Raw genomic sequence first — 20,203 nt, 5'->3', positions numbered from 1 at the left:
GAACGCGCGGCCCTAAGGTAAGGCGGGAAACAGCGTTCTTGGACAGGGGGGTCAGGCCATTGCGCGTGTTCGCCATCCCGATGCGCACGCGGTTCCGCAGGGTGACACGGCGAGAGGGGATGCTGGTGCGAGGCCCCGCCGGATGGGGGGAGTTCTCCCCTTTTCCGGAGTACGGCCCGAAGGAGTGCGCTCGCTGGCTCGCCGCGGCACGGGAGGCGGCACATGACGGATGGCCGGCGCCGTTGCGTTCCCGCGTCCCGGTGAACGTCACGGTTCCGGCGGTGGACGCCGAGACCGCCCACCGGATCGCCGGCGCGTCCGGCTGCCGTACGGCCAAGGTGAAGGTCGCCGAGCCCGGGCAGACCGAGGCGGACGACGTGGCGCGGGTCGAGGCGGTCCGCGACGCGCTCGGCCCCGGCGGAAAGATCCGGGTGGACGCGAACGGCGCCTGGGACGTCGACACCGCCGTCCGCATGCTGCGGCTCCTCGGCGAGCTGGAGTACGCCGAGCAGCCCTGCGCGACGCTGGACGAGCTCGCCGCCGTGCGCCGCCGCGTCGAGACGCCGATCGCCGCCGACGAGTCGATCCGCCGCGCGGAGGACCCGCTGCGGGTCCGGGCCGCTGAGGCCGCCGACGTCGTCGTGCTCAAGGTGCAGCCCCTGGGCGGGGTGCGCGCCGCACTGCGCGTGGCCGAGGCGTGCGGGCTGCCCGTGGTCGTCTCCAGCGCGGTCGAGACCTCGGTCGGGCTCGCCGCGGGCGCCGCGCTGGCCGCCGCGCTGCCCGAACTGCCGTACGCCTGCGGGCTGGGAACCCTCTCGCTGCTGGAGGGCGACGTCGTGGCCGACCCGCTCACGGTGACCGACGGCGCGATCGACGTTCGCCGTCCCGAGGTCGACGAGGACGCCCTGCGGCGGTACGAGGTCGACGGAGCGGCGTGGCGGCGCCGGGCGGCCGAGGCGCAGCGTGAGCTGGGCGGTGCTCCGCTGGTGACGGATGCCGAGGGCGTGCGATGAACCCGGCGACCGCGCTGGCGACCGTGCTGGTCGACGAGTTGATGCGCTGCGGGATGACCGACGCCGTGCTGGCCCCCGGCTCACGGTCCGCGCCGCTGGCGCTGGCGCTGTACCAGCAGTCGAAGATCCGGCTGCACGTGCGGATCGACGAGCGGTCGGCGTCGTTCCTGGCGCTGGGCATCGCCAAGCGCAGCGGCCGCCCGGTCGCCGTGATCTGCACGTCGGGGACGGCCGCCGCGAACTTCCACCCGGCCGTCGTCGAGGCGCACGAGTCGGGGGTGCCGCTGCTGATCCTGACGGCCGACCGGCCGCCGGAGATGCGCTACACCGGTGCCAACCAGACGATCGACCAGGTCAAGCTGTACGGCACGGCGGCGCGCTGGAGTTGTGAGGTCGGCGTGCCGGAGGAGCGCCCCGGCATGGTGGCGTACTGGCGGTCGCTCGCCAGCCGCGCCTGGCACGCCGCGCTGGAGCCCGACCCGGGCCCGGTCCACCTGAACCTCGCGTTCCGCGAGCCGCTGATCCCCGATGGGGACGAGGACTGGTGCGAGCCCCTGGAAGGCGACGTCAACGGCGCCTGGACCAAGGTGCGCGCGGCGACGCCCGGCTCGGTGCTGCACGTGCCCCCGACCCGCCGCGGCGTCCTCGTCGTCGGCGACGGCGCGGTGAACGTCAAGCGCTATGTCGCGGCGGCGTCGATGGCGGGCTGGCCCGTGCTGGCCGAGCCGAACGGCAACGCCCGCTACGGTGACCACGCCCTGTCGGCGCACCACTTCCTGCTGGGCGTCCCGGAGTTCGTCGACCGGCACCACCCGGACGTCGTCGTCACGCTCGGCAAACCGGGCCTGTCCCGTCCGCTGCTGTCGTTCCTGCGCCGTGCCGAGCAGCACGTCGTGGTCTCCCCGTCGCTGGCGCGCTGGCCGGATCCGGTGCGGTCGGCCACGCAGGTGGCGCAGGAGGCGGAGATCCCGGTCGTGTCGGGCGACGACTCGTGGTTGAAGTCCTGGCGGACCGCCGACCTGATCGCGCGCAACGCGGTGGACTCGGTCCTGGACTCCACCGACGAGCTGACCGAGCCGCGGCTCGCCCGTGACCTCGTCGCGACGATCCCCGGCGGCTCGCTGCTGCTGGCGGCGGCGAGCATGCCGATCCGTGACCTGGATCAGACGATGCATCCGCGCCGGGGCATCCGCATCCTCGCCAACCGCGGGGCGAGCGGCATCGACGGCCTCATCTCGACGGCGATGGGCGCGGCGCTGGCGCACGGCAACCGCGCCTACGCCCTGCTGGGCGACCTGGCGTTCCTGCACGACCAGAACGGCCTGGTGATCGGACCGCAGGACCAGCGGCCCGACCTGGCCATCATCGTGATCAACAATGTCGGCGGCGGGATCTTCTCCCTGCTGCCGCAGGCGTCGTTCCCCGAGCCGTTCGAGCGGGTCTTCGCCACGCCGCACCAGGTGGACATCGCCTCGATCGCGGCGGCGCACGGCATCCCGTACGCCCGGCTGGAGTCGCTGAGCGACCTGCCGAAGGTCGTGGCCAAGGAGGGCCTGCGGATCGTCGAGGCGCGCACCGACCGCACGGCCAACGCCGAGTTCCACGCCCGGATGCGCGACGCGGCGCAGGACGCGGTCCGGGCGCTCCTCGGCGTCTAGGGCACCCGGCCCGGTGCCTGACGCCGCCCGGCCGGCCGGCTCCTTCAAGGCCGTCCGGCCGGTCCGCGCCATCGCAGGGGCTTGCGGCTGCTCGGACGGTCCGTGTCTTCGCGGGGCGTGTGGCCGCTCGACCGGTCCGCTCTTCGGTGCGCGTTCGGCTCGGCGCGTGCCCCGGCCAGGCCCGGCCCGCGGTCGCGCGTGGCGGCTCAGCCGGGCTCGTACGCCTTGGCCTGCAGGGTGAACAACTCGGCGTAGCCGCCACCGCGGGCGAGCAGCGTCTCGTGGTCACCGGCCTCGGTGATCCGGCCGTCCTGGAGCACGATGATCAGGTCGGCGGTGCGCGCGGTGGAGAACCGGTGTGAGACGAGCAGGGTGATGCCGCCGGCCCGGCGCCCGGCCCGGGCCAGCGCGGCGAACCGGGTGAACAGCTCGGCCTCGGCGGCCGGGTCCATGGCCGCGGTCGGCTCGTCCAGGACGGTCAGCAGGGGATCGGCCCGCATCAGGCCGCGGGCGAGCGCGATCCGCTGCCACTGCCCGCCGGACAGCTCCTGGCCGCCGGTGAACCAGCGGCCGAGGGGAGTGGCGAGGCCGTCGGCCAGCCGGGACGGCAGGCCGTCGGCGCCCGCGGCGGCCAGCGCGGAGCGCACCGCCGGCTCGTCCTCGATCCGGGGCAGGTCGCCGATGCCGACCGCCTCCCGGGCGACGAGGTTGGGACGGACGAAGTCCTGGAACACCGCCGTGGTGCGGGCGCGCCACTCGTCGGGGGACAGGCCGGCCAGGTCGGCGCCGTCGGCCAGGATCCGCCCGTCGGTCGGCCGGTACATGCCGGTGAGCAGCTTGACCAGTGTGGTCTTGCCCGCGCCGTTCTCCCCGACGATCGCGACGGTCGCCCCCGCCGGCAGGTCCACGGTGAGGTCGGACAGGACGTCCTCGTCCGCTCCCGGGTAGCGGAAGCGCACGCCCTCCAGGCGGATGCCCGTACGGAGGCGGTCGGGTACCGGCGTCCGGCCGGGCGTCCGGGTCTCCTCCGCGACGTAGTCCTCGAGCCAGGCCAGCCGCCGGGCGGTCCGGACGGCCGTGGCGAGGGATCCGGCGGTGTCGGAGGCGCCGGCGACCTGGCGCTGGGCCCGTCGCATCAGGCTCACGGCCATGACGACCTGGCCGGGGGAGGTGTGCCCGTGCGCGGCGCGCAGCACGAGCACGATGATGACGCCGACGAAGGCGGCGGCGTACCCGACCCAGCCCAGGGCCTCCCACGCCGCGGCGCGGATCGCTCCCCGCACGTCGCGGCGGCGGGCCTCCTCGGTGAGCGTGGCGTGGCGGGCGGCCAGCGCGTCGGTGACGCCGTACGTCCGGAGTTCCTTGGCGGTCTCGGCGGTGGTGGCGAGCGTGAACAGGTCGCCGATCAGCCGCCGGGTCGGGGCGAGTTCGTCGCCGGTGCGGGCCTGGACGCGCCCGGCCCGCCGGTCGGCGAGCGCGGGGATCAGCCCGAACAGCGGCATGAGCATGACGGGCGGGTACACGGTCGCCAGCAGCAGCATGATCGCGCCGCCCCGGATCACCACCTGCCACGCCCGGAGCAGCTGCCGGGGCGCGGCGGCCAGGCTCCGGCGGTCGTCGCGGAGCTGGTCGATCTCCGACAGCAGCTCCCGGTGTTCGAAGTGCTCCAGCCGGGGCGCGGTGCTCAGCAGCAGCGCGATGCGCCCGGAGACGAACAGGTTGAGGCGGTCGGTGAGCGTCCAGTTCCCGGTGACCGACAAGGTGGTGAGCGTCGTCGCCACGCTGAAGAGGATCGCCACGAGGGCCACCCCGAACGTGACCTCGCCGGAGCGGTGGGCGAGTGCCCCGTCGACCATGTAGTGGAAGCCGAGGGGGAAGGCGGCCGACGCGACGGCCCCGACGGTGGCCGCCGTGAACGCCCACAGCAGCGTCATGGGCGCCGCCCGCCAGGCCGTGCCGATCAGCGTCGTGACGGCGGAAGTGCCTTTCACCGGCGTGCCTCCCGGTTCGGTGCGAAACGAGCGGCCTGGATCCGGAACATCTCGGCGTAGGTGCCACCGGCCCGCAGCAGCTCGTCGTGGCCGCCGTACTCGGTGATGCGGCCGCCGTCGAGGACGGCGATCCGGTCCGCCTTGCGGACCGTCGAGAAGCGGTGCGAGATGATCAGGCTGGTGACGCCCTCGGTGATGGTCAGGAAACGGTCGTAGAAGCGGGCCTCGGCGCGGACGTCGAGCTGGGCGGTCGGCTCGTCGAGGATGAGGACCCCCGCGCCGCGCTCGACGGCGTACAGCGCCCGCGCGAGGGCGATGCGCTGCCACTGCCCGCCGGACAGGTCCCGGCCGCCGTCGTACTGCGCGGACAGGATGGTGTCCCATCCGTCCGGCAGCTCCGCGACCGGCTCGGAGGCGCCGGCGCGGCGCGCCACCGCCGCCAGGACCTCCGGGTCGGCGGGCTCGCCGCCCAGGCTCATCGTGACGTTCTCGCGGGCGGTGAGCGGCAGGCGGGTGAAGTCCTGGAAGACCGCCGCGACGTGCCGCTGCCACTCCCGTACCGGGAACTCCTCCAGGGGGACGCCGTCGACGAGGACGCGGCCCTCGGTCGGGGTGCGCAGGGCCGCCAGCAGCGAGATGAGCGTGCTCTTCCCGGCCCCGTTGACGCCGACGACGGCCGTGGACCGGCCGGCCTCCAGCACCAGGTCGAGGCCGTCGAGTACGTTCCGGTCGGTACCGGGATACCGGAACGAGACGCCCTCCAACCGGATCTCGCGGTGCGGCCGTCCGGCCACGGACCTCCCCCCGCCCGCGGGGAGGGGAGCGGGCCGCAGGTCGGTGGTCAGCGCGTCCAGGTCGGGGACGGAGGACAGCATGGTCTCGACGGCGACGTCGGCCGCCGTCAGGCCGCCGACCTGCATCGTGGCGGGCAGCATGGTCAGCATCGTGACGAGCGTGCCGAGCGGCAGCGAACGGTCGTACGCCGCCGTGCCCAGGGCGACGGCGGCGGTTCCGTACCCGGCCAGGATCAGCACGGTGGACGCGGCGATCCGGCCGTTCAGCGCCCGTATCTCGTCGGAGGCGGGCCGCATCGCCTCGGCGTTCCGCTCGCGGTAGTTGCCGACGAGCCACGGGCCCAGGCCGAACACCCGGACCTCCTTCGCGGCGGCCGGGCGGAACGCCAGGTGAAGGTAGTACCAGCTTCTGCGCAGCGGCTCGGTGGCCTTGCGGAACGTCGCGACGCGCGCCCGTACCAGCGCCTGCAGCGGCCGCCGGACCAGCAGCCACATCACGAACAGGCCCAGCCCCAGCCACCACCGGAAGCCCGCGAGGACGGCGCAGGCCACCACGCCCGACAGCCGGTCGCCGAGCTGCCCGATCAGCGTCATCGCGGCTCCGGCGGGCTGGTAGGCGGACAGTTCGCCGCGCGCGGACGCCAGCCGGTCGAGCACGTCCGGGTCCTCCAGATGCGTGATCCCGGCGGGCGCGCAGACGGCCTCGATCAGGCGTTCCTGCTGGACCGCGCTCATCTTCGCCTGCACCATCGCGGTCAGGACGTCCTCCGCCGGCCCGCGTAGCAGCGACACGGCGTACACCAGGCCCGCCACCGTCAGCCGGGACAGCAGCACCTCCCCGTCGGGCCCGCCCAGCCCGGACCGTACGGCGGCGGGGATCGCTCCGACGGTCTGCCCCTGGCGATCAGCACGAGGTTGGGGATGAGACCCTCGGCGAGCATGAAGACGACCGCGCCGGTCAGCAGGCCGGGCGAGCCGGCGGCCAGGGCCTTCAGGACGCGGTATCGCGGTGAGTCCCGCAGCGCGGCCGGCGGGCTCACGGGGCGGCCACCTGGTCGTCGTCCCACGAGGCCAGAGACTCCATCAGCCCGCCGGCCAGCCGCAGCAGCTCCCGCTCCGTGGGGGTCAGGCGCTTGTCCATCCGGTGGGCCAGCCAGTCGATCCTCGGCCGCAGATGGTCCTCCAGGCGCCGCCGCCCCGCCTCGGTGAGCCTGATGCGCAGCCGCCTGCGGTCGGCCTGATCGGGGACCCGGTCGATCAGGCCCTCCTCCTCCAGCCGCGACAGCGTCCGCGTCATCGTCTGCGGCTCGACCCTCTGCAGCTCGGCGAGAGTCCCCGGCGTCAGAGGCCCGGCCCGGTCCAGGTGGGACAGCACGCTGACCATCGACAGGCTCAGCCCGTCCCGCGGCCGCTCGGCCCGCATCCGCTGCGCGAGGCTGTTCGCCGCCCGGGCCACCACCTCCGCCACCTCATCCGTGGCGGCCGACTGCGCGAGGTGGCTCGCCGCGCGGACCACCACCTCGATCCTCTCGCCCATGGCAGGCGAACCTAGTTCGCAGTTACGTACGGAGGCAATCGGTTTTTCGTGGTTCCTGTCCGCAATCGGTTCGCCACTGCGAACCATCAGGTCGGTGAGTCGGTGATCCGGATGGCGTGGTCGGCACCGTCGGCGGCGAAGGCCAGGAGCCGGGCGCCCTCTTCCAGGAGCGCCGTACGGTCCCGTGCGGCCAGGGGCGTGTACGGCTCGACGTCGAGAATCGCGCGGTCCCGCTCGCGGACGATCCGCCAGGTGCCGTGGACGAAGCCGTCGATGAGGAACACCGGCCGTGGGGAGTCGTTCGGGGTGGCGAGCCGGCCGCGATGCTCGTCCGGGAGGACGCGGGTACGGTCCGCGTGCGACCGGAGCAGGTTGTCGTACTCGGGGAGGAAACGCGGGGGAGCCGGCGTCTCCGGGGCGGGCCTGGGCGCGTCGGGCAGGTCGAACAGTTCGGTGCCCCGCTCGTCGCGGAAGGACAGCAGGCGGGGCCGGAGCCGGTCGACCACCTCGCGTTGCCGGGTCAGGCCCGACCATGCCTGCAGGTCCTTGACGGAGGCCGGGCCGTACGCGGCGAGGTAGCGGAGCACCAGATCCTCCGGCGACGGGTCCGCCGCCAGGGGCCGGCCCAGCCATGCCTCGGCCGACGTGTGCACGGCCTGCCCGCCCCTGCCCCAGACGCCGCGGGGCGGCAGCTGCACGAGCGGCACCCGGGTGCGTACGACGGCGGTGAGCGCGCCGGGGTCCCGGTCCGGCAGGCGTTCGCCGAGCGCCGCGCCGAGCTCGGCGAACGTGCGCGGCCGTTCTTCGACGAGCGCCCGGCCGGCGGCCGCGACGGCATCGAGGTCGAGCCCCGCCAGGTGCCGGCCGTAACCGGCCCGGAGGGCGCGGTCGAGCACGGGCTGGACGAGCGGGCGCAGCTCACGGCAGTCGTCCGCGCTGAGCAGGTGGATCGTTCCGCGGATCAGCGCGATGCGGACGGCGTCGCGGCCGTTGATCCGGTGGGCGAGGTCGTCGGTCCGAAACCCCGCCAGCCGGGTCCACAGTCCCACGTACGGCGCGAGCGGAGCCTGGGCCTGCATCGCGACCAGGCGCTCGACCGCCCGGACGGCCGGCAGGGTCTCGCGGGCGAGCAGCATCTGGCGGGCGAGCAGCGCCCGGTTCAGCGCGCGGCTGCCGAGGACCCGGTGGGCAGCCGGCGTGGAGGCGGCAGGCGCCGATCCGGGGGAACGAAGCATCTCCATGATCGGCACCGTACGGGGCAATGCGGCCGGTTTCCGACCGCATTGATCGTCCGGTCGGCGCTGACGGTACCGGCCGAGGTCGAGATCCAGGTCGATCTCGAACCCGATGTTCGTGCGCACCCGGCCATGGTGGACGCCCGTCGGCACGTACGCCCGGATGGACGGATCCAGCTCGTAGGTGTAGACGACGGGCCGCTGACCCCGGGCGGACGGATGCCGAGCCGCGCGGCCGTGAGCAGGTCGACCATCAGCATGTGGAACTTGGTCTGCGGTGACCTCGGGACGAGGGCCCCGTCCATCAGCTCGACATGCTCCGGGGGGTCGGGCGTCCAGATCGTCCGAAAGTCATCGACTCCCGTCGCGGAGGGCGGCGCGGAGGGCGATGGTGTCCGTGGTCGTCCAGCCGTGGCGTTCGAGCCAGCCGAGCGGGCCGCCGAAGTGCTCGTCGATGACGGAGAGGAACTTCTCCATCGTCTGCGGGTGCGGCATGTGGGTGTCGGCGGGCCGGGAGTCGAGGTCCTGGGCGTAGACGGGGCTGGAGCGCAGACGGGCGAGGATGGCCTCCAGGCGCTCGCCGGTCGCCGCGTAGTCGGCGACGATCTCCTCGCGTGGCACGCCCGCGACGGACAGGGCGAAGGCGGTGACGACGCCGGTGCGGTCCTTGCCGGCGGCGCAGTGCACGATCGACGTGCCGCTGGGGACGACGCGCAGCGCGCGCACGACGGAGTCGGGACGGTCGGCGAGGTAACCCAGGTAGTGGCCGACGGAGCGGTCGGTCTCCGGGCCGTCCTCCTGACGGCCCTGCCAGGGCAGCACCTTGTCGGTGTCGATCGTGTCGGCCTCGACGTCGGTGAACCGGCCGCCCTCGCTGAACAGCGACAGGTGGTGGATCGTGACGGTGGGCTCGCGGGTCAATGGTCCGGGGCCGGTGAGGCTCACCTCGGTGTCGCTGCGCAGGTCGACGACGTTGCGCAGACCGTGGTCCGTCACCAGGCGGCGGACGTCGGCCGGGGTGAGATCCTGCAGGTTGTCCGAACGCAGCAGCGCGCCGGTGCGGATGGCGCCGCCGTCGACGGTGGGCAGGCCGCCCAGGTCCCGGACGTTGACCGCGCCCTCCAGTTCGATCCATTCACTCATGATCTGGACCCTATCCGGGGTGCATGGCCGCTCCACGTCGCGAGGGGGCGCGCTGATCGGCGGCACGGTTACGGGCGGGGTGCGCATCCCGCGCCACCGGCCGGCCCGAAGCCGGCCGGTGCGCCGGGTCAGCGGCTCAGCCGCCGGAACCGCCGTACGGACAGGGGGAGGAAGACGAACGTGATGAGCATCGGCCACAGGACGGCGAGCAGGAGGGAGTGGCGGGCGGCCCAGGATCCGCCGCCCCAGCCGGGGTTCCCGAACAGCTCACGGGCGGCCGACACCGTGGCCGACAGCGGGTTCCACTCGGCGATCGCCCCGAGCCAGCCGGGCATGGTGGACGGCGCGGCGAAGACGTTGGACAGGAAACCGACGGGCCAGACCAGGATCTGCACGGCGGCGAGCAGCTCCGGGCTCCCCGCGACGAGGCCGAGGTAGATCCCGGCCCACAGCAGGGCGAAGCGCAGGAGCAGCAGCAGCCCCACCGCCAGGAGAGCCCGCCCCGCGCCGTCGTGCCAGCGCCAGCCGACCGCGAGCCCGCAGGCGACCATCAGGGCGAGGGCGAGCGCGGAGTTCAGCAGGTCGGCGACCGCACGGCCGGTGACCACCGCCGATGAGGTCATCGGCAGGGAGCGGAACCGGTCGGTGACGCCCTTGGCCGCGTCCCCGCTGACGGCGGCGAAGGTGGTCTCCAGCCCGAACGCCATCGTCATCGCGTACATCCCCGGCAGCAGGAACTCCGCGTAGCCGCCGCCTCCGGGCACCCGCATCTGCCCGCCGAACAGGTAGCGGAACATCAGCACCGTCATGACGGGGAAGAGCAGGCCGACGACGACCTGGGCGGGTCGGCGCGCCCAGTGCGTCAGGGCGCGGCGGGTCAGCGTCCATCCGTCGGTGAGGGCCCAGCGCAGCCGGGCCGCCGGCGTCCGGGGGATCGGGGGGACGTGCACGGTCATGCCGGCACCTCCTGTCCGTTCCGGTTCGGCTCGCCGGCGCGGTGTCCCGTCAGGTGCAGGAAGACCTCGTCGAGGGTCGGGCGCCGCAGCGCGATGTCCTCGGCGTCGATCCCCGCGTCGGCCAGCGCCTGGACGATCCCGGTGAGCGCCGTGGCGCGGTCGCGCACCGGCGCCCCGGCGCGGCGCAGGTCCGGGTCGACGTGGGCGGTGGTCCCGCTGACGCGGGCCAGGAGCTCGGCGGCGGCCGGCAGCGTGGCCGGGTCGCGGACCACGACGTCGATCCGGTCGTCTCCGGTGCGGGACTTCAGCTCGTCGGGCGTGCCCTCCGCGACGACCCGGCCGTGGTCGACCACGGAGATGGTGTCGGCGAGGTGGTCGGCCTCGTCCAGGTAGTGGGTGGTGAGCAGCACGGTGGTGCCCTCACGGGCGAGTGCGCGGACGGCGTCCCACATCTCCAGGCGGGCGCGCGGGTCCAGCCCGGTCGTCGGTTCGTCGAGGAACAGGACGGCGGGCGCGAGGATGAGCGCCGCGGCGAGGTCGAGGCGCCGGCGCATGCCGCCGGAGTAGCGCCCGACGGGCTTTCCTCCCGTGTCGCCCAGGCCGAAGCGGTCGAGGAGTTCGGTGGCGCGGGCGCGCGCGGCGCGCGCGCCCAGGTGGTGCAGCCGCCCGAACAGCTCCAGGTTCTGCCGGCCGCTGAGGATCTCGTCCACCGCCGTGCGCTGACCGAGCAGGCCGATCCGGGGCCGGACCTCGCCGGGCCGGTCGAGCACGTCGAACCCGGCGACGGTCGCGTGCCCTTCGTCCGGCCGGAGCAGGGTGGCCAGGATCCGTACGGTCGTCGTCTTGCCCGCGCCGTTCGGCCCCAGGAGCCCGCGGACGGTGCCGGCGGGCACCGCGAGATCGAGGCCGTCCAGGGCGGCGGTGTCGCCGTACCGCTTGCGCAGTCCTTCGGCGGCGACGGCCAGGTCGGTCGTGGTCATCCCATCCCCTTAACTCGGTACGTCGTACGGAGTAACCGCGGAAACAATACCGTACGGCATACGGAGTTCGGCTCGTCGAGACGGGTCGGAGACAATTGCGAGGTGACGACGGAGTACAGCGGCAGCGGCGACCCCACGAGGACCATGGAGCTGCTCTGGGGCGTGCAGGCACGCCCCCGCAGGGGACCGAAGCCGCGCCTGACCATCGAGCAGATCACGCGGGCCGCCATCGAGGTCGCCGACGCCGAGGGCCTGCCCGCGCTGTCGATGCGGCGGGTCGCCGAGCGGCTGGGCGTTGGCGCCATGTCGCTCTACACGTACGTCCCCGGCAAGGCGGAGCTGATCGACCTCATGGTCGACGCCGTTCACGGCGACCGGCCGGGCCGGGCGGAGACGTCCGGCGGCTGGCGGGAGCGGCTGGGACAGGTCGCCCGCGTCAACTGGGCCCTGTATCGGCGGCACCCCTGGATGCTGCAGGTCGCGGCGGTCCGCCCGGCCCTCGGGCCGAACGCGCTGGCCAAGTACGACGAGGAGTTGCGCGCCGTCGAGGGGATCGGGCTGACCGACGTGGAGATGGACTCGGCGCTCACGCTGGTCCTGCAGCACGCGGTGAGCTCGGCCCGCCTGCTGGTCGAGGCGGCCGAGGCGCAGAGCCGTACGGGCATGACGGACGAGGAATGGTGGGCGGCGCACGCCCCGCTGCTCGCGAACGTCTTCGAGGCCGACCGGTATCCCGTGGCCGCGCGTGTGGGCGCCGCCGCGGGCGAGGCTCACCAGGCCGCCCTCAGTCCCGAGTACGCCTTCGAGTTCGGTCTCGCCCGGATCCTCGACGGGATCGGCGCGCTCGTGGAGTCCCGCGCGGGCTGAGGGGTCAGCCCTCGATGGCGTACTGCATGGCGCGTAGCTTCGTCTGGGTCTCGGCGAGTTCGGCGGCGGGGTCGGAGCCGGCGACGATGCCGCCGCCGGCGTACAGGCGGGCCCGCCGCCCCTCGATCCGCGCGCATCGCAGGGCGATGCCCCACTCGCCGTCGCCCCGGGCGTCGATCCAGCCGACGGGCCCGGCGTAGCGGCCGCGGTCCATCGCCTCGAGTTCGCGGATCACGTCGAGGGCGGTGTCGGTGGGCGTGCCGCCGACCGCCGGCGTCGGGTGCAGCGCGCCGACGACGTCCAGGACCGAGCGGTCCTCCTCGAGCCGGCCGCGTACGGGCGTGGCCAGGTGGATGAGGTTCGACAGGCGCAGGATCTCCGGCTCGGCGGGCACCGTCAGGTCCCGGCATAGCGGGGCCAGCGCGGCGCGGACCATGTCGGCGGCGTAGGAGTGCTCCTCGCGGTCCTTGGCCGAGGCGAACAGGGTGGTGGCGGCGCTGGAGTCGCCGTCCGAGCCGCGGGCGATCGTCCCGGCCAGCACCAGCGACTCGACCTGGCCGCCCATGCGCCGGACCAGCAGTTCGGGCGTCGCTCCGACCAGCCCGGCGCACGCGAAGGTGTAGCAGGACGGGAAACGGTCGGCGAGGCGCCGGAGCAGGATCCGGCTGTCGATCGGCTCGTCGGTCACGGCCAGCAGGTCGCGGGCGAGGACGACCTTGGACAGCTCTCCCGCGCGGATGCGCTCGACGGCGGCGGCCACGGCCCGCATGTGCCGCGGCGCGGTGACGTCACCGTCGGCCCACCGGACGGCGGCGGGCGGCGCCGGAGGGCGCAGGAGGGTCAGCGGGTCGGCGTGGTCGCCGATCGTGGTGTACCAGGCCTGGCCGTCACGGCGGCCGAGGACGGTCCGCGGCACGATCAGCACCGAGTCCTCGGAGCGGGGATCGAAGGAGAAGCTGCCGAAGGCGACCGGCCCGGAGCCCGGCACCTGGAGCGGGTCGTCGATCGTGGCGGCGTCGAAGAGTGCCGAGAGCCACTGCCGCGCCCAGGTGAAGCGGTCCTCGCCCGGCGGGACGGCGACGCGTGCGGCCTCGCCCCAGCCGACCAGCCCGTCGCCGTGGCGTACCCAGGCCAGGGCGGCCGAGTGGGGGAGTCGGGCGAGCAGATCCTCCGGCGCGCGCACGGGGACGGTGCGGACGGCGAGTTGCTCCGGCAGTCCAACAGCGAGGGTCACGAGACCCCACTGTACGGGAGATTTGAACCCGTTCAAACAGCAGGGTCCTGTGAGATTCGCGAGCTTCGGCCCGATCGATCCGTCGCCGGGATGGAGGGTAGCCGCCCAATCTCGCCATAAACATCGCGACATATCGGTTGGCGGGGCGGATGGCCGGAGTCGCGCCGCCGGGCGGCCGCGGTGGCTCAGTACGACTGCAGTTCCAGCAGGTTGCCATCGGGGTCGCGGACCAGGGCGTTGCGGAGGTTCGGTCCCCACTCCGGCCGGTCGGCCGGGGCCGCGACCGCGCGGGCGCCGTGGCGCAGGCAGAACTCGTATCCGGCGTCGACGTCGGCGACCCTGCCGGCGAGCATGGCCCTGTCCTGGGCGAGGGCCTCGGCCGGGAGGTCCGCGGTGCCCGCGGCCGCGGCCATCGCCGCGCGGTCGAACAGCGCGAGCGCCCCCTCGCCTTCGACGTCCCAGCTCGCGTACGGCCCGGCCGCGCCGCCGCGCGCGAGGGTCGCGCCGGTCAGCTCGGGCAGCACCGCGTCGTAGAACCCGAAGCACTCGGTGAATCGCCCGACCAGCAGGCGGGGGTACAGCGCGTCCATGACGCCTCCAATTAATAGGTGGTCACCCATTATTGGTGGAGACCCTACACTGGGCGGACATGGAGGAGACACCGCCCAGCCTGCTGGCGCTGACCCCCTACCTGCTGTCACGGGTGGGGAAGACGGCCCGGGGCCGGATCATCGAGCGCCTCTCGGCGCGCGAACTGCGCCTCTGGCACATGGCCGTCCTGGCGGCACTGGCGGACTTCGGCCCGCAGGCACAACGCGACCTCGCCGCCCGGCTGCGGATCGATCCGAGTGACGTGGTGAAGGTCCTCGACGAACTGGCCGCGGCGGGCCACGTCGAGCGGGCACGCGATCCGGCCGACCGGCGCCGGGTCACGGTGACGCTCACCGCCGCCGGCCGTACGGCGCTCGCGGACCTGATCGCCGAGACGACGGCGGTGCGGGAGGAACTCCTGGCGCCCCTCGACGACGGCGAACGCGTCGTGCTGCACGCGCTGCTGCGCCGGCTCTTCGCCCACCTGCACGAAGCGGACTAGGGAACGATGACGGTGGCGCCGGCGGCGGGGGCGGTGCCCATCGCCGCCAGGGCGGCCGGAGTGTCGGCCAGGCCGATCGTCCGGGTGATGAGCAGGTCCGGGCGCAGTGTACCGTCCGCGACCATGGCCATCATCGGGCCGTACGCGTGCGCGGCCATCCCGTGGCTGCCGAGGACCTCCAGTTCGAGCGCGATGACCCGGTGCATCGGCACGACGGCGGGGCCGGCGGCCGGGGGCAGCAGCCCCACCTGGACGTGACGTCCGCGGCGTCGCAGGCTCTCGACCGACGCCGCGCACGTCGCCGGGCTCCCGAGCGCGTCCAGTGACAGGTGCGCGCCGCCGCCGGTGACCTCGCGGACGGCCTCGGCCACCCCTTCGGGACCCTCGACGCATGCGGCGGCGCCGAAGCGGCGGGCCAGCTCCAGAGCGGTGGGGGAGACGTCGACCGCGACGACCCGCGCGCCGCAGGCCGCCGCGATCATCACGGCGGACAGCCCGACCCCGCCGCAGCCGTGCACCGCCACCCACTCGCCCGGCCGGACGCGCCCCTGCGCGGTGACGGCCCGGAAGGCCGTCGCGAACCGGCAGCCCAGCGCGGCCGCCGTCGCGTACGGCAGGTCACCGGGCAGGGCCACGAGGTTGACGTCGGCGTCGCCGATCGCGACGTACTCCGCGAACGAGCCCCAGTGGGTGAACCCGGGCTGCGTCTGCCGCTCGCACACCTGCTGGTCGCCGGCCGCGCACGCCGCGCACCGGCCGCACGCGCACACGAACGGCACCGTCACCCGGTCGCCGGCCCGCCACCCGGTGACCTCCGGGCCGACCGCGGCGACGACGCCGGCCAGCTCGTGCCCGGGCACGTGCGGGAACCGCGTGATGTCGGCGTCGTGACCCATCCACCCGTGCCAGTCGCTGCGGCACAGCCCGGTCGCCTCGACCCGGATGACCGCCCCGGCACGGGGCGGCTCGGGATCGGGCACCTCCCGAACCTCCGGCATCCGCCCGAACCCGTCGTACGCCACCGCCCGCACCGGCCCGCTCCTCTCTCGGCTCCCGGCACACCGTACCGACGCCGACAGAGCAGGGAATCCGCGGGTCGGCGGACGGTTGGACGTATTTACGTTCTTACGTAATCATGTTGGTGTGCGTGACGATTCGAGCGAGGAGTCCCTGGCCGAGCGGCTGGCCCGGCTGGAGGAGCGCGTGGCCCGGCTGGAAGGGGCGCCCCCGGCCGACACGACCGGCGCGCCCGCGGAGTCCGGGGCCCTCTGGGCGCTGGAGGGGCTCAAGGACCGTGCGCCCGCGCCGGGGGCGGTGCTGTTCACCGGCGCCGTCGACCTGCCCACGGGGGAGCACTACGAGTGGCAGGAGGGCCGGACGGCCGAGGACCTGCTGACCGCCGACTGGACGCAGGGCGCCGCCGTGCTGGCCGCGCTGGCCCACCCGGTCCGGCTCCTGCTCCTCCGCGAGATCCTCCTCGGCACCCGTACCACCGCCGAGCTGGGCGAGCACGAGCAGCTCGGCACGAGCGGACAGCTCTACCACCACCTGCGGCAGCTCGTCGCCGCCGGCTGGCTGCGGGCCGAGGGCCGGGGGGAGTACGCAGTCCCGGCCGGGCGGGTCGTTCCGCTGCTCGCCCTCCTCCTCGCGGCCCGCAGGTGAGACCGCCATGAGAAAGGAACGCGGCATGTCGAGGACGTTAAGGCCGACCGTGGCGATCGGCCGGACGCTGGTGCTGCCCGGCACTCTTCTGATCCTGATCGCGCGCTTCGGGCACGTTCACCTGCTGTCGCTCGCCGGTACGGTCATCTGGGTCATCGGCTGCGCCGCGCTCATCGTCCGGCTGCGCCCACCGGAGAGCGAGGCGGTGCGGGTGAGCCCGCCCGTGCGGGGGCGGTGGGTTCCGGTCAACAGCCCCGCCGACCGCGTGCCCAGCCACGGCGTGCACGGGTACGGCCAGACGTACGCGATCGACCTGGTCCACCATCCGGACGCCGGACGGGACTGGGCGGGCGTGCACGCCTGGCCGCCGGCTCGGCGGCCCGCGTCCTTCCCCGGGTTCGGCCGTCCCGTTCTCGCTCCGGCGGACGGTGTGGTGGTGCGCGTGCGCGACCGCGGCCGTGACCACTGGAGCCGCGACTCGCCGCTGGGAGTCGCCTACCTGCTGGTCGAAGGGATGGTCCGTGAGATCTTCGGCCCCGGTCGGCTGCTGGGCAACCACGTCGTCATCGAGCTGGAGGGTGGCGTGTACGCGGCGCTGGCCCATCTGCGCCGCGGGTCGGTCCGGGTGACCGCCGGACAGCGTGTCACCGCGGGGGAGCGGATCGCCGAGTGCGGCAACTCGGGCAACTCCAGCGAGCCTCACGTCCACTTCCAGCTCATGGACGGTCCGAACATCCTGACCGCGTCCGGGGTGCCGTTCCGCTTCGACCGTTTCGAGGTCGACGGGCGGACCGCCGAGGGCGTTCCCGGCGGGCGGCGGCCCTTCACGGTGTCCTCGCAGGTCTCCGAGCCCTCGCAGGTCTCCGAGCCCTCGCAGGTCTCCGAGTCTTCGCCCGCCTCCGACCGCCCGGATCAGGGCTGAGGGGGACGGGCGTCAGCGCGTGCCGTGGGCCAGCAGGGCGTGTGCGGGCACGCGCACCCGTCCGTCGCCGGCCGCGTACGGCTTCAGGAGCCCGTCGTAGGCGTCCTTGACCCGGGCGATCGTCGCGGCGTCCTGCCGGGCGAGGACGACGCCGTTCGAGCCGACCCTGGCCAGTGCCCCGGTCCGCCACCACTCCTCGGGCTCGAACTCGAAGTCCCAGGTCAGCTCCTCCACCGCGACGTCGCCGAAGACCCGGCCCATCAGGTCGCCGAACGCGTCCGGCCTGCCGTGCTCCATGAACGGGCTCGGCGGCACATCGTCCGGCCACGGGACGCCGACCCGGTCCATCGCGTCGCGGACGAGCGCGAGCACGCCGCTGCCGGGCATTCTCCAGCACGTCAGCGCGGCCCGGCCGCCCGGCCGCAGAACGCGGCGCACCTCCCGCAGCGCGGTCTCGGGCTCGCCCACGTGGTTGATGACGAAGTTGCCCGCCACCGCGTCGAACGCCTCGTCCTCGTGCGGGAGGACGGGCAGGACCGCGACACGCACGTCCGCCTCGGGCGCGTTGCGCGCCGCCGTCCGCGCCATCTGCGGATCGGCGTCCACGGCCGAGACGACGGCGCCCCTGCGGAGGGCGGCGGCCGCCACGATCCCGGGGCCCGTGCCCAGGTCGAGCACGCGGCGGCCCGTGCGCGCCCCGGCGGCGTCCAGCAGCGGCTCGACCGTGTGCGCGGTCAGCCGGGCGAAGCCGCGCTCGTACGCGTCGGCCCGGCCGGCCCACAGCTCACGTTCGTACGCGTCGAAGTCGGTCACCTGCCGCAGCGTACGGGCCCCGGCGCCGCCGAGGAGGCCGAGAGGCTGTATTCCTTGACAGGAATATAGCTGTCTCGTTATGTTTCCTGGGTGAGCACGACCTTCGACGTATTGGCCGAACCCGCCCGCCGCCGCATCCTGGACCTCCTGCTCGAGCGTCCCCGTCTGGTCGGGGAGCTGACCGAGGCGCTCGGTCTCACCCAGCCCGGGACTTCCAAGCACCTGCGCGTCCTGCGTGAGGCGGGCCTCGTCAGGGCCCGGCCCGAGGCGCAGCGCAGGTGGTACGAGCTGCGCCCCGAGCCGCTGGCCGAGGTGGACGCGTGGCTGGCGCCCTACCGGCGGCTCTGGTCCGACTCGCTCGACGCACTGGAACGGCATCTGGACACGATGGAGACCGACGAAACATGAACCCGACCCTGGAGACCGCGGACGGCCGTAGCGTCCTGCGGTTCGAGCGCCGCCTCGCCCACCCGGTGGAGAAGGTCTGGCGCGCCCTGACCGATCCCGTCCACCTCGCCCACTGGTTCCCCTCGGCGGTCGAGGAGATCGACCTGCGCCTCGGCGGCGAGATCCGCTTCACCCAGGAGTACGAAGAGCTCCCGCTCGGCTCGGGAGAGATCACCGAGCTCGATCCGCCGCACGTGCTGGCCTTCACCTGGTATGAGGACCCGCTCCGCTGGGAACTGCGCTCCGACGGCGAGGGCTGCCTCCTCGTCTTCACCCACACCTTCACCGACCGGCCCATGGCCGGCAGCTTCGCCACCGGCTGGGAGGCCTGCCTGTCCGCGCTCGGCTCGGCCCTCGCGGGCGCCCCCACGCGGCCGGCACCGGAGGACTACCCCGAGCGGCACGACGCGTACGCCGAGGCGTTCGGCCTGGACGAAGGCGGCCTGGTCGAGGACGTCGGCGGCTGGACGATCCGGTTCGAGCGGAACATCCCGCACCCGATCGAGCAGGTCTGGCCGGCGCTCGCCGGGCCCACCCCGGCCGCCGCCGGCGACACCCCGCCGCCCGGGGTCACCGTCGGCCCGGTGCCGGCGGGCGAGGTGACCGAGACCGCCGCGCCGGAGGTCCTGGAGTACTCCTGGCCGGCCGGCGACGCCCTCGGGCGCGTGCGGTGGCGGCTGACCGGCGGCCATCCGGCGGGCACCCGTGTGGTGCTCACCTGTACCGGCCCGGCGGCGGAGCGCGGCCGGTGCGCCGCCGCCCTGGCCGCCTGGCACCTGCGGTTGCGGTCCCTGGCCGACCGGCTGCGGGACGCCGAGCGCCCCGGCACCGGCGAGGCCGAAGAACTGGAGCGCCGCTACGCCGCCCGGATCGAGGCCAGGTAGACGACGTCGGGTTCGCCGCGCGCGGCCTCGACCGGATGCGCGGACACGCCCGCGAACCGTTCCCGCAGGCGATCCTCGAACACGGTGACGGCGGCGGCGCTCCAGACCGCGAGGACACCGCCGGGCCGCAGCCGGCCGGCCAGCAGGTCCAGCCCCTCCGGGCCGTAGAGTGCGGCGTTGCCCTCGCTGACCGTCCATTCCGGGCCGTTGTCGATGTCCAGGCAGATGGCGTCGTACGGCTCGCCCGGCGCGCGCAGCCAGGTCAGGAGATCGGCGCACTCGACGCGTACACGGGGGTCGTCGAGGGCGCCCTCGGAGTACGGCCGGAGCGGCCCGGCGTGCCAGCCGATCACCGCCGGCTCCCGCTCCACGACGGTCACCCCGCGGGTGTACGGCGAGCGCACGGCCTCGGCGAGGGAGAAGCCCACTCCCAGCCCGCCGATGAGCACCTCGGCCGGGCGGGCCAGACGGTCGAGGGCGGCGCGGACCAGGAGGCGCTCGGAGGCGCCGGCCCGGGTGTCCATGAGGAACACGCCGTTGCTGATGATCTCGAAGTGCTCGCCGTCACCGCGAAGGACCAGCTCGCCGTGCGGGCCGGTCCGCCGATCGTGGACCTCCATGAGCCGCCAGCCTACCCCTTCAAGATCACCGTCCGCGACGTGAGCACGGTGTGACGCAGAGTCGTCATCCGAGGTCGCGGAGCCGAATAGGTCCTCAACGATGGGGAATGACCAGCCGCGTACAGCTTCGTACGGAAGGGGAAGCCGATGGGTCTCCTGGACAAGCTGAGGAACAAGGCGGAGAAGGCGAAGGGCCGGGGCAAAGAGGCGGCGGGCCGGGAAGCCGGCGATCCGTACCTCGAGTCCGAGGGGCGCAAGGATCGCATGAAGGGCGGCGCCAAGCAGGTCGGCGAGCAGGCCAAGGACGCCGCGAAGGAGGTCCGTCGCACCTTCGAGCGGTGAGGAACCGGGAAG

22 protein-coding genes are annotated in these 20,203 nt (G+C 74.1%); 9 read left to right on the top strand and 13 right to left on the bottom strand.

Annotated elements, in window-relative coordinates; genetic code table 11:
• Positions 1-38: 38 nt before the first annotated feature.
• On the top strand, positions 39-1,013 hold the full coding sequence (locus NDW01_RS22560; protein ID WP_256512738.1) for an o-succinylbenzoate synthase: 975 nt from the start codon (positions 39-41) through the stop codon (positions 1,011-1,013).
• Positions 1,010-2,671: a 2-succinyl-5-enolpyruvyl-6-hydroxy-3-cyclohexene-1-carboxylic-acid synthase gene (gene menD / locus NDW01_RS22555; RefSeq protein WP_252781353.1), complete on the top strand. Its 1,662-nt coding sequence runs from the start codon at positions 1,010-1,012 to the stop codon at positions 2,669-2,671. The genes NDW01_RS22560 and menD overlap by 4 nt, the downstream gene beginning before the upstream one ends.
• 206 nt (positions 2,672-2,877) lie before the next feature.
• Here menD and NDW01_RS43900 read toward each other — a convergent pair whose 3' ends face one another.
• The 8 genes from NDW01_RS43900 to NDW01_RS22515 all read right to left on the bottom strand — a co-directional run bounded on the left by NDW01_RS43900 (position 2,878) and on the right by NDW01_RS22515 (position 11,307).
• A complete protein-coding gene (locus NDW01_RS43900; RefSeq protein WP_252823260.1) occupies positions 2,878-4,662 on the bottom strand; it encodes an ABC transporter ATP-binding protein in 1,785 nt (594 codons plus the stop codon).
• A complete protein-coding gene (locus tag NDW01_RS22545; protein ID WP_252823259.1) occupies positions 4,659-6,290 on the bottom strand; it encodes an ABC transporter ATP-binding protein in 1,632 nt (543 codons plus the stop codon). The genes NDW01_RS43900 and NDW01_RS22545 overlap by 4 nt, the downstream gene beginning before the upstream one ends.
• Positions 6,272-6,496, bottom strand: coding sequence for a hypothetical protein (locus NDW01_RS22540; RefSeq protein WP_252823258.1), 225 nt, complete (start codon positions 6,494-6,496; stop codon positions 6,272-6,274). The genes NDW01_RS22545 and NDW01_RS22540 overlap by 19 nt, the downstream gene beginning before the upstream one ends.
• Positions 6,493-6,993 (bottom strand): MarR family winged helix-turn-helix transcriptional regulator, encoded by a 501-nt coding sequence (locus tag NDW01_RS22535; RefSeq protein WP_252823257.1) that lies wholly within the window; start codon positions 6,991-6,993, stop codon positions 6,493-6,495. Before NDW01_RS22535 ends, NDW01_RS22540 begins: the two co-directional genes overlap by 4 nt.
• Positions 6,994-7,079: 86 nt before the next feature.
• Complete coding sequence (locus NDW01_RS22530; protein WP_252823256.1) at positions 7,080-8,234, bottom strand: winged helix DNA-binding domain-containing protein; 1,155 nt, start codon at positions 8,232-8,234, stop codon at positions 7,080-7,082.
• Positions 8,235-8,579: 345 nt separating this feature from the next.
• Positions 8,580-9,371 (bottom strand): tyrosine-protein phosphatase, encoded by a 792-nt coding sequence (locus NDW01_RS22525; RefSeq protein ID WP_252823255.1) that lies wholly within the window; start codon positions 9,369-9,371, stop codon positions 8,580-8,582.
• A gap of 128 nt (positions 9,372-9,499) precedes the next feature.
• Positions 9,500-10,327 (bottom strand): ABC transporter permease, encoded by an 828-nt coding sequence (locus NDW01_RS22520; RefSeq protein ID WP_252823254.1) that lies wholly within the window; start codon positions 10,325-10,327, stop codon positions 9,500-9,502.
• Positions 10,324-11,307, bottom strand: a complete 984-nt coding sequence (locus tag NDW01_RS22515) for an ATP-binding cassette domain-containing protein (protein WP_252823253.1) — start codon at positions 11,305-11,307, stop codon at positions 10,324-10,326. The genes NDW01_RS22520 and NDW01_RS22515 overlap by 4 nt, the downstream gene beginning before the upstream one ends.
• 102 nt (positions 11,308-11,409) lie before the next feature.
• Here NDW01_RS22515 and NDW01_RS22510 point away from each other — a divergent pair, with 102 nt between their 5' ends.
• The gene (locus NDW01_RS22510; protein ID WP_252823252.1) at positions 11,410-12,174 is read left to right on the top strand and encodes a TetR/AcrR family transcriptional regulator; all 765 of its coding nucleotides are present in this window, start codon (positions 11,410-11,412) and stop codon (positions 12,172-12,174) included.
• 4 nt (positions 12,175-12,178) lie between these two features.
• Here the strand turns inward: NDW01_RS22510 and NDW01_RS22505 are convergent, their stop codons facing one another.
• The gene (locus NDW01_RS22505; RefSeq protein ID WP_252823251.1) at positions 12,179-13,408 is read right to left on the bottom strand and encodes an isochorismate synthase; all 1,230 of its coding nucleotides are present in this window, start codon (positions 13,406-13,408) and stop codon (positions 12,179-12,181) included.
• A 185-nt stretch (positions 13,409-13,593) separates the two neighbouring features.
• The gene (locus NDW01_RS22500) at positions 13,594-13,998 is read right to left on the bottom strand and encodes a VOC family protein (RefSeq protein WP_252823250.1); all 405 of its coding nucleotides are present in this window, start codon (positions 13,996-13,998) and stop codon (positions 13,594-13,596) included.
• A 59-nt stretch (positions 13,999-14,057) separates the two neighbouring features.
• Between NDW01_RS22500 and NDW01_RS22495 the strand changes: the two genes are divergently transcribed.
• On the top strand, positions 14,058-14,501 hold the full coding sequence (locus tag NDW01_RS22495; RefSeq protein WP_252823249.1) for a MarR family winged helix-turn-helix transcriptional regulator: 444 nt from the start codon (positions 14,058-14,060) through the stop codon (positions 14,499-14,501).
• On the opposite strand, the gene NDW01_RS22490 is transcribed toward NDW01_RS22495, so the two are convergent.
• A complete protein-coding gene (locus NDW01_RS22490) occupies positions 14,498-15,532 on the bottom strand; it encodes a zinc-dependent alcohol dehydrogenase family protein (protein WP_252823248.1) in 1,035 nt (344 codons plus the stop codon). The genes NDW01_RS22495 and NDW01_RS22490 overlap by 4 nt on opposite strands.
• A 112-nt stretch (positions 15,533-15,644) precedes the next feature.
• On the opposite strand from NDW01_RS22490, the gene NDW01_RS22485 reads away from it, so the two are divergent.
• Positions 15,645-16,163, top strand: a complete 519-nt coding sequence (locus NDW01_RS22485) for a helix-turn-helix domain-containing protein (protein WP_252823247.1) — start codon at positions 15,645-15,647, stop codon at positions 16,161-16,163.
• 25 nt (positions 16,164-16,188) lie between these two features.
• The gene (locus tag NDW01_RS22480; protein ID WP_252823246.1) at positions 16,189-17,085 is read left to right on the top strand and encodes a M23 family metallopeptidase; all 897 of its coding nucleotides are present in this window, start codon (positions 16,189-16,191) and stop codon (positions 17,083-17,085) included.
• 12 nt (positions 17,086-17,097) lie between these two features.
• Here NDW01_RS22480 and NDW01_RS22475 read toward each other — a convergent pair whose 3' ends face one another.
• Positions 17,098-17,898, bottom strand: a complete 801-nt coding sequence (locus NDW01_RS22475; RefSeq protein ID WP_252823245.1) for a class I SAM-dependent methyltransferase — start codon at positions 17,896-17,898, stop codon at positions 17,098-17,100.
• 90 nt (positions 17,899-17,988) lie between these two features.
• On the opposite strand from NDW01_RS22475, the gene NDW01_RS22470 reads away from it, so the two are divergent.
• Together NDW01_RS22470 and NDW01_RS22465 are read left to right on the top strand one after the other, a co-directional pair.
• The gene (locus NDW01_RS22470; RefSeq protein ID WP_252823244.1) at positions 17,989-18,306 is read left to right on the top strand and encodes an ArsR/SmtB family transcription factor; all 318 of its coding nucleotides are present in this window, start codon (positions 17,989-17,991) and stop codon (positions 18,304-18,306) included.
• On the top strand, positions 18,303-19,229 hold the full coding sequence (locus NDW01_RS22465) for an SRPBCC family protein (protein ID WP_252823243.1): 927 nt from the start codon (positions 18,303-18,305) through the stop codon (positions 19,227-19,229). The genes NDW01_RS22470 and NDW01_RS22465 overlap by 4 nt, the downstream gene beginning before the upstream one ends.
• On the opposite strand, the gene NDW01_RS22460 is transcribed toward NDW01_RS22465, so the two are convergent.
• Positions 19,202-19,849 (bottom strand): spermine/spermidine synthase domain-containing protein, encoded by a 648-nt coding sequence (locus NDW01_RS22460; protein ID WP_252823242.1) that lies wholly within the window; start codon positions 19,847-19,849, stop codon positions 19,202-19,204. The genes NDW01_RS22465 and NDW01_RS22460 overlap by 28 nt on opposite strands.
• A gap of 147 nt (positions 19,850-19,996) precedes the next feature.
• Here NDW01_RS22460 and NDW01_RS22455 point away from each other — a divergent pair, with 147 nt between their 5' ends.
• Positions 19,997-20,191, top strand: a complete 195-nt coding sequence (locus tag NDW01_RS22455) for a CsbD family protein (RefSeq protein ID WP_252823241.1) — start codon at positions 19,997-19,999, stop codon at positions 20,189-20,191.
• The last annotated feature ends 12 nt before the right edge of the window (positions 20,192-20,203 follow it).

The organism is Actinoallomurus soli (genome assembly GCF_024055715.1).
GTDB lineage: Bacteria > Actinomycetota > Actinomycetes > Streptosporangiales > Streptosporangiaceae > Actinoallomurus > Actinoallomurus soli.
Note: the sequence above shows the minus strand (reverse complement) of the source record. Positions and strands in the feature narration are given on the sequence as shown.

Bases quoted from the DNA above. Each gene is read 5' to 3' on its own strand.
- menD (WP_252781353.1), top strand. From the start codon at position 1,010: ATGAACCCGGCGACCGCGCTGGCGACCGTGCTGGTCGACGAGTTGATG.
- NDW01_RS22535 (WP_252823257.1), bottom strand. From the start codon at position 6,993: ATGGGCGAGAGGATCGAGGTGGTGGTCCGCGCGGCGAGCCACCTCGCG.
- NDW01_RS22530 (WP_252823256.1), bottom strand. From the start codon at position 8,234: ATGGAGATGCTTCGTTCCCCCGGATCGGCGCCTGCCGCCTCCACGCCG.
- NDW01_RS22525 (WP_252823255.1), bottom strand. From the start codon at position 9,371: ATGAGTGAATGGATCGAACTGGAGGGCGCGGTCAACGTCCGGGACCTG.
- NDW01_RS22520 (WP_252823254.1), bottom strand. From the start codon at position 10,327: ATGACCGTGCACGTCCCCCCGATCCCCCGGACGCCGGCGGCCCGGCTG.
- NDW01_RS22515 (WP_252823253.1), bottom strand. From the start codon at position 11,307: ATGACCACGACCGACCTGGCCGTCGCCGCCGAAGGACTGCGCAAGCGG.
- NDW01_RS22500 (WP_252823250.1), bottom strand. From the start codon at position 13,998: ATGGACGCGCTGTACCCCCGCCTGCTGGTCGGGCGATTCACCGAGTGC.
- NDW01_RS22495 (WP_252823249.1), top strand. From the start codon at position 14,058: ATGGAGGAGACACCGCCCAGCCTGCTGGCGCTGACCCCCTACCTGCTG.
- NDW01_RS22480 (WP_252823246.1), top strand. From the start codon at position 16,189: ATGTCGAGGACGTTAAGGCCGACCGTGGCGATCGGCCGGACGCTGGTG.
- NDW01_RS22465 (WP_252823243.1), top strand. From the start codon at position 18,303: ATGAACCCGACCCTGGAGACCGCGGACGGCCGTAGCGTCCTGCGGTTC.
- NDW01_RS22460 (WP_252823242.1), bottom strand. From the start codon at position 19,849: ATGGAGGTCCACGATCGGCGGACCGGCCCGCACGGCGAGCTGGTCCTT.
- NDW01_RS22455 (WP_252823241.1), top strand. From the start codon at position 19,997: ATGGGTCTCCTGGACAAGCTGAGGAACAAGGCGGAGAAGGCGAAGGGC.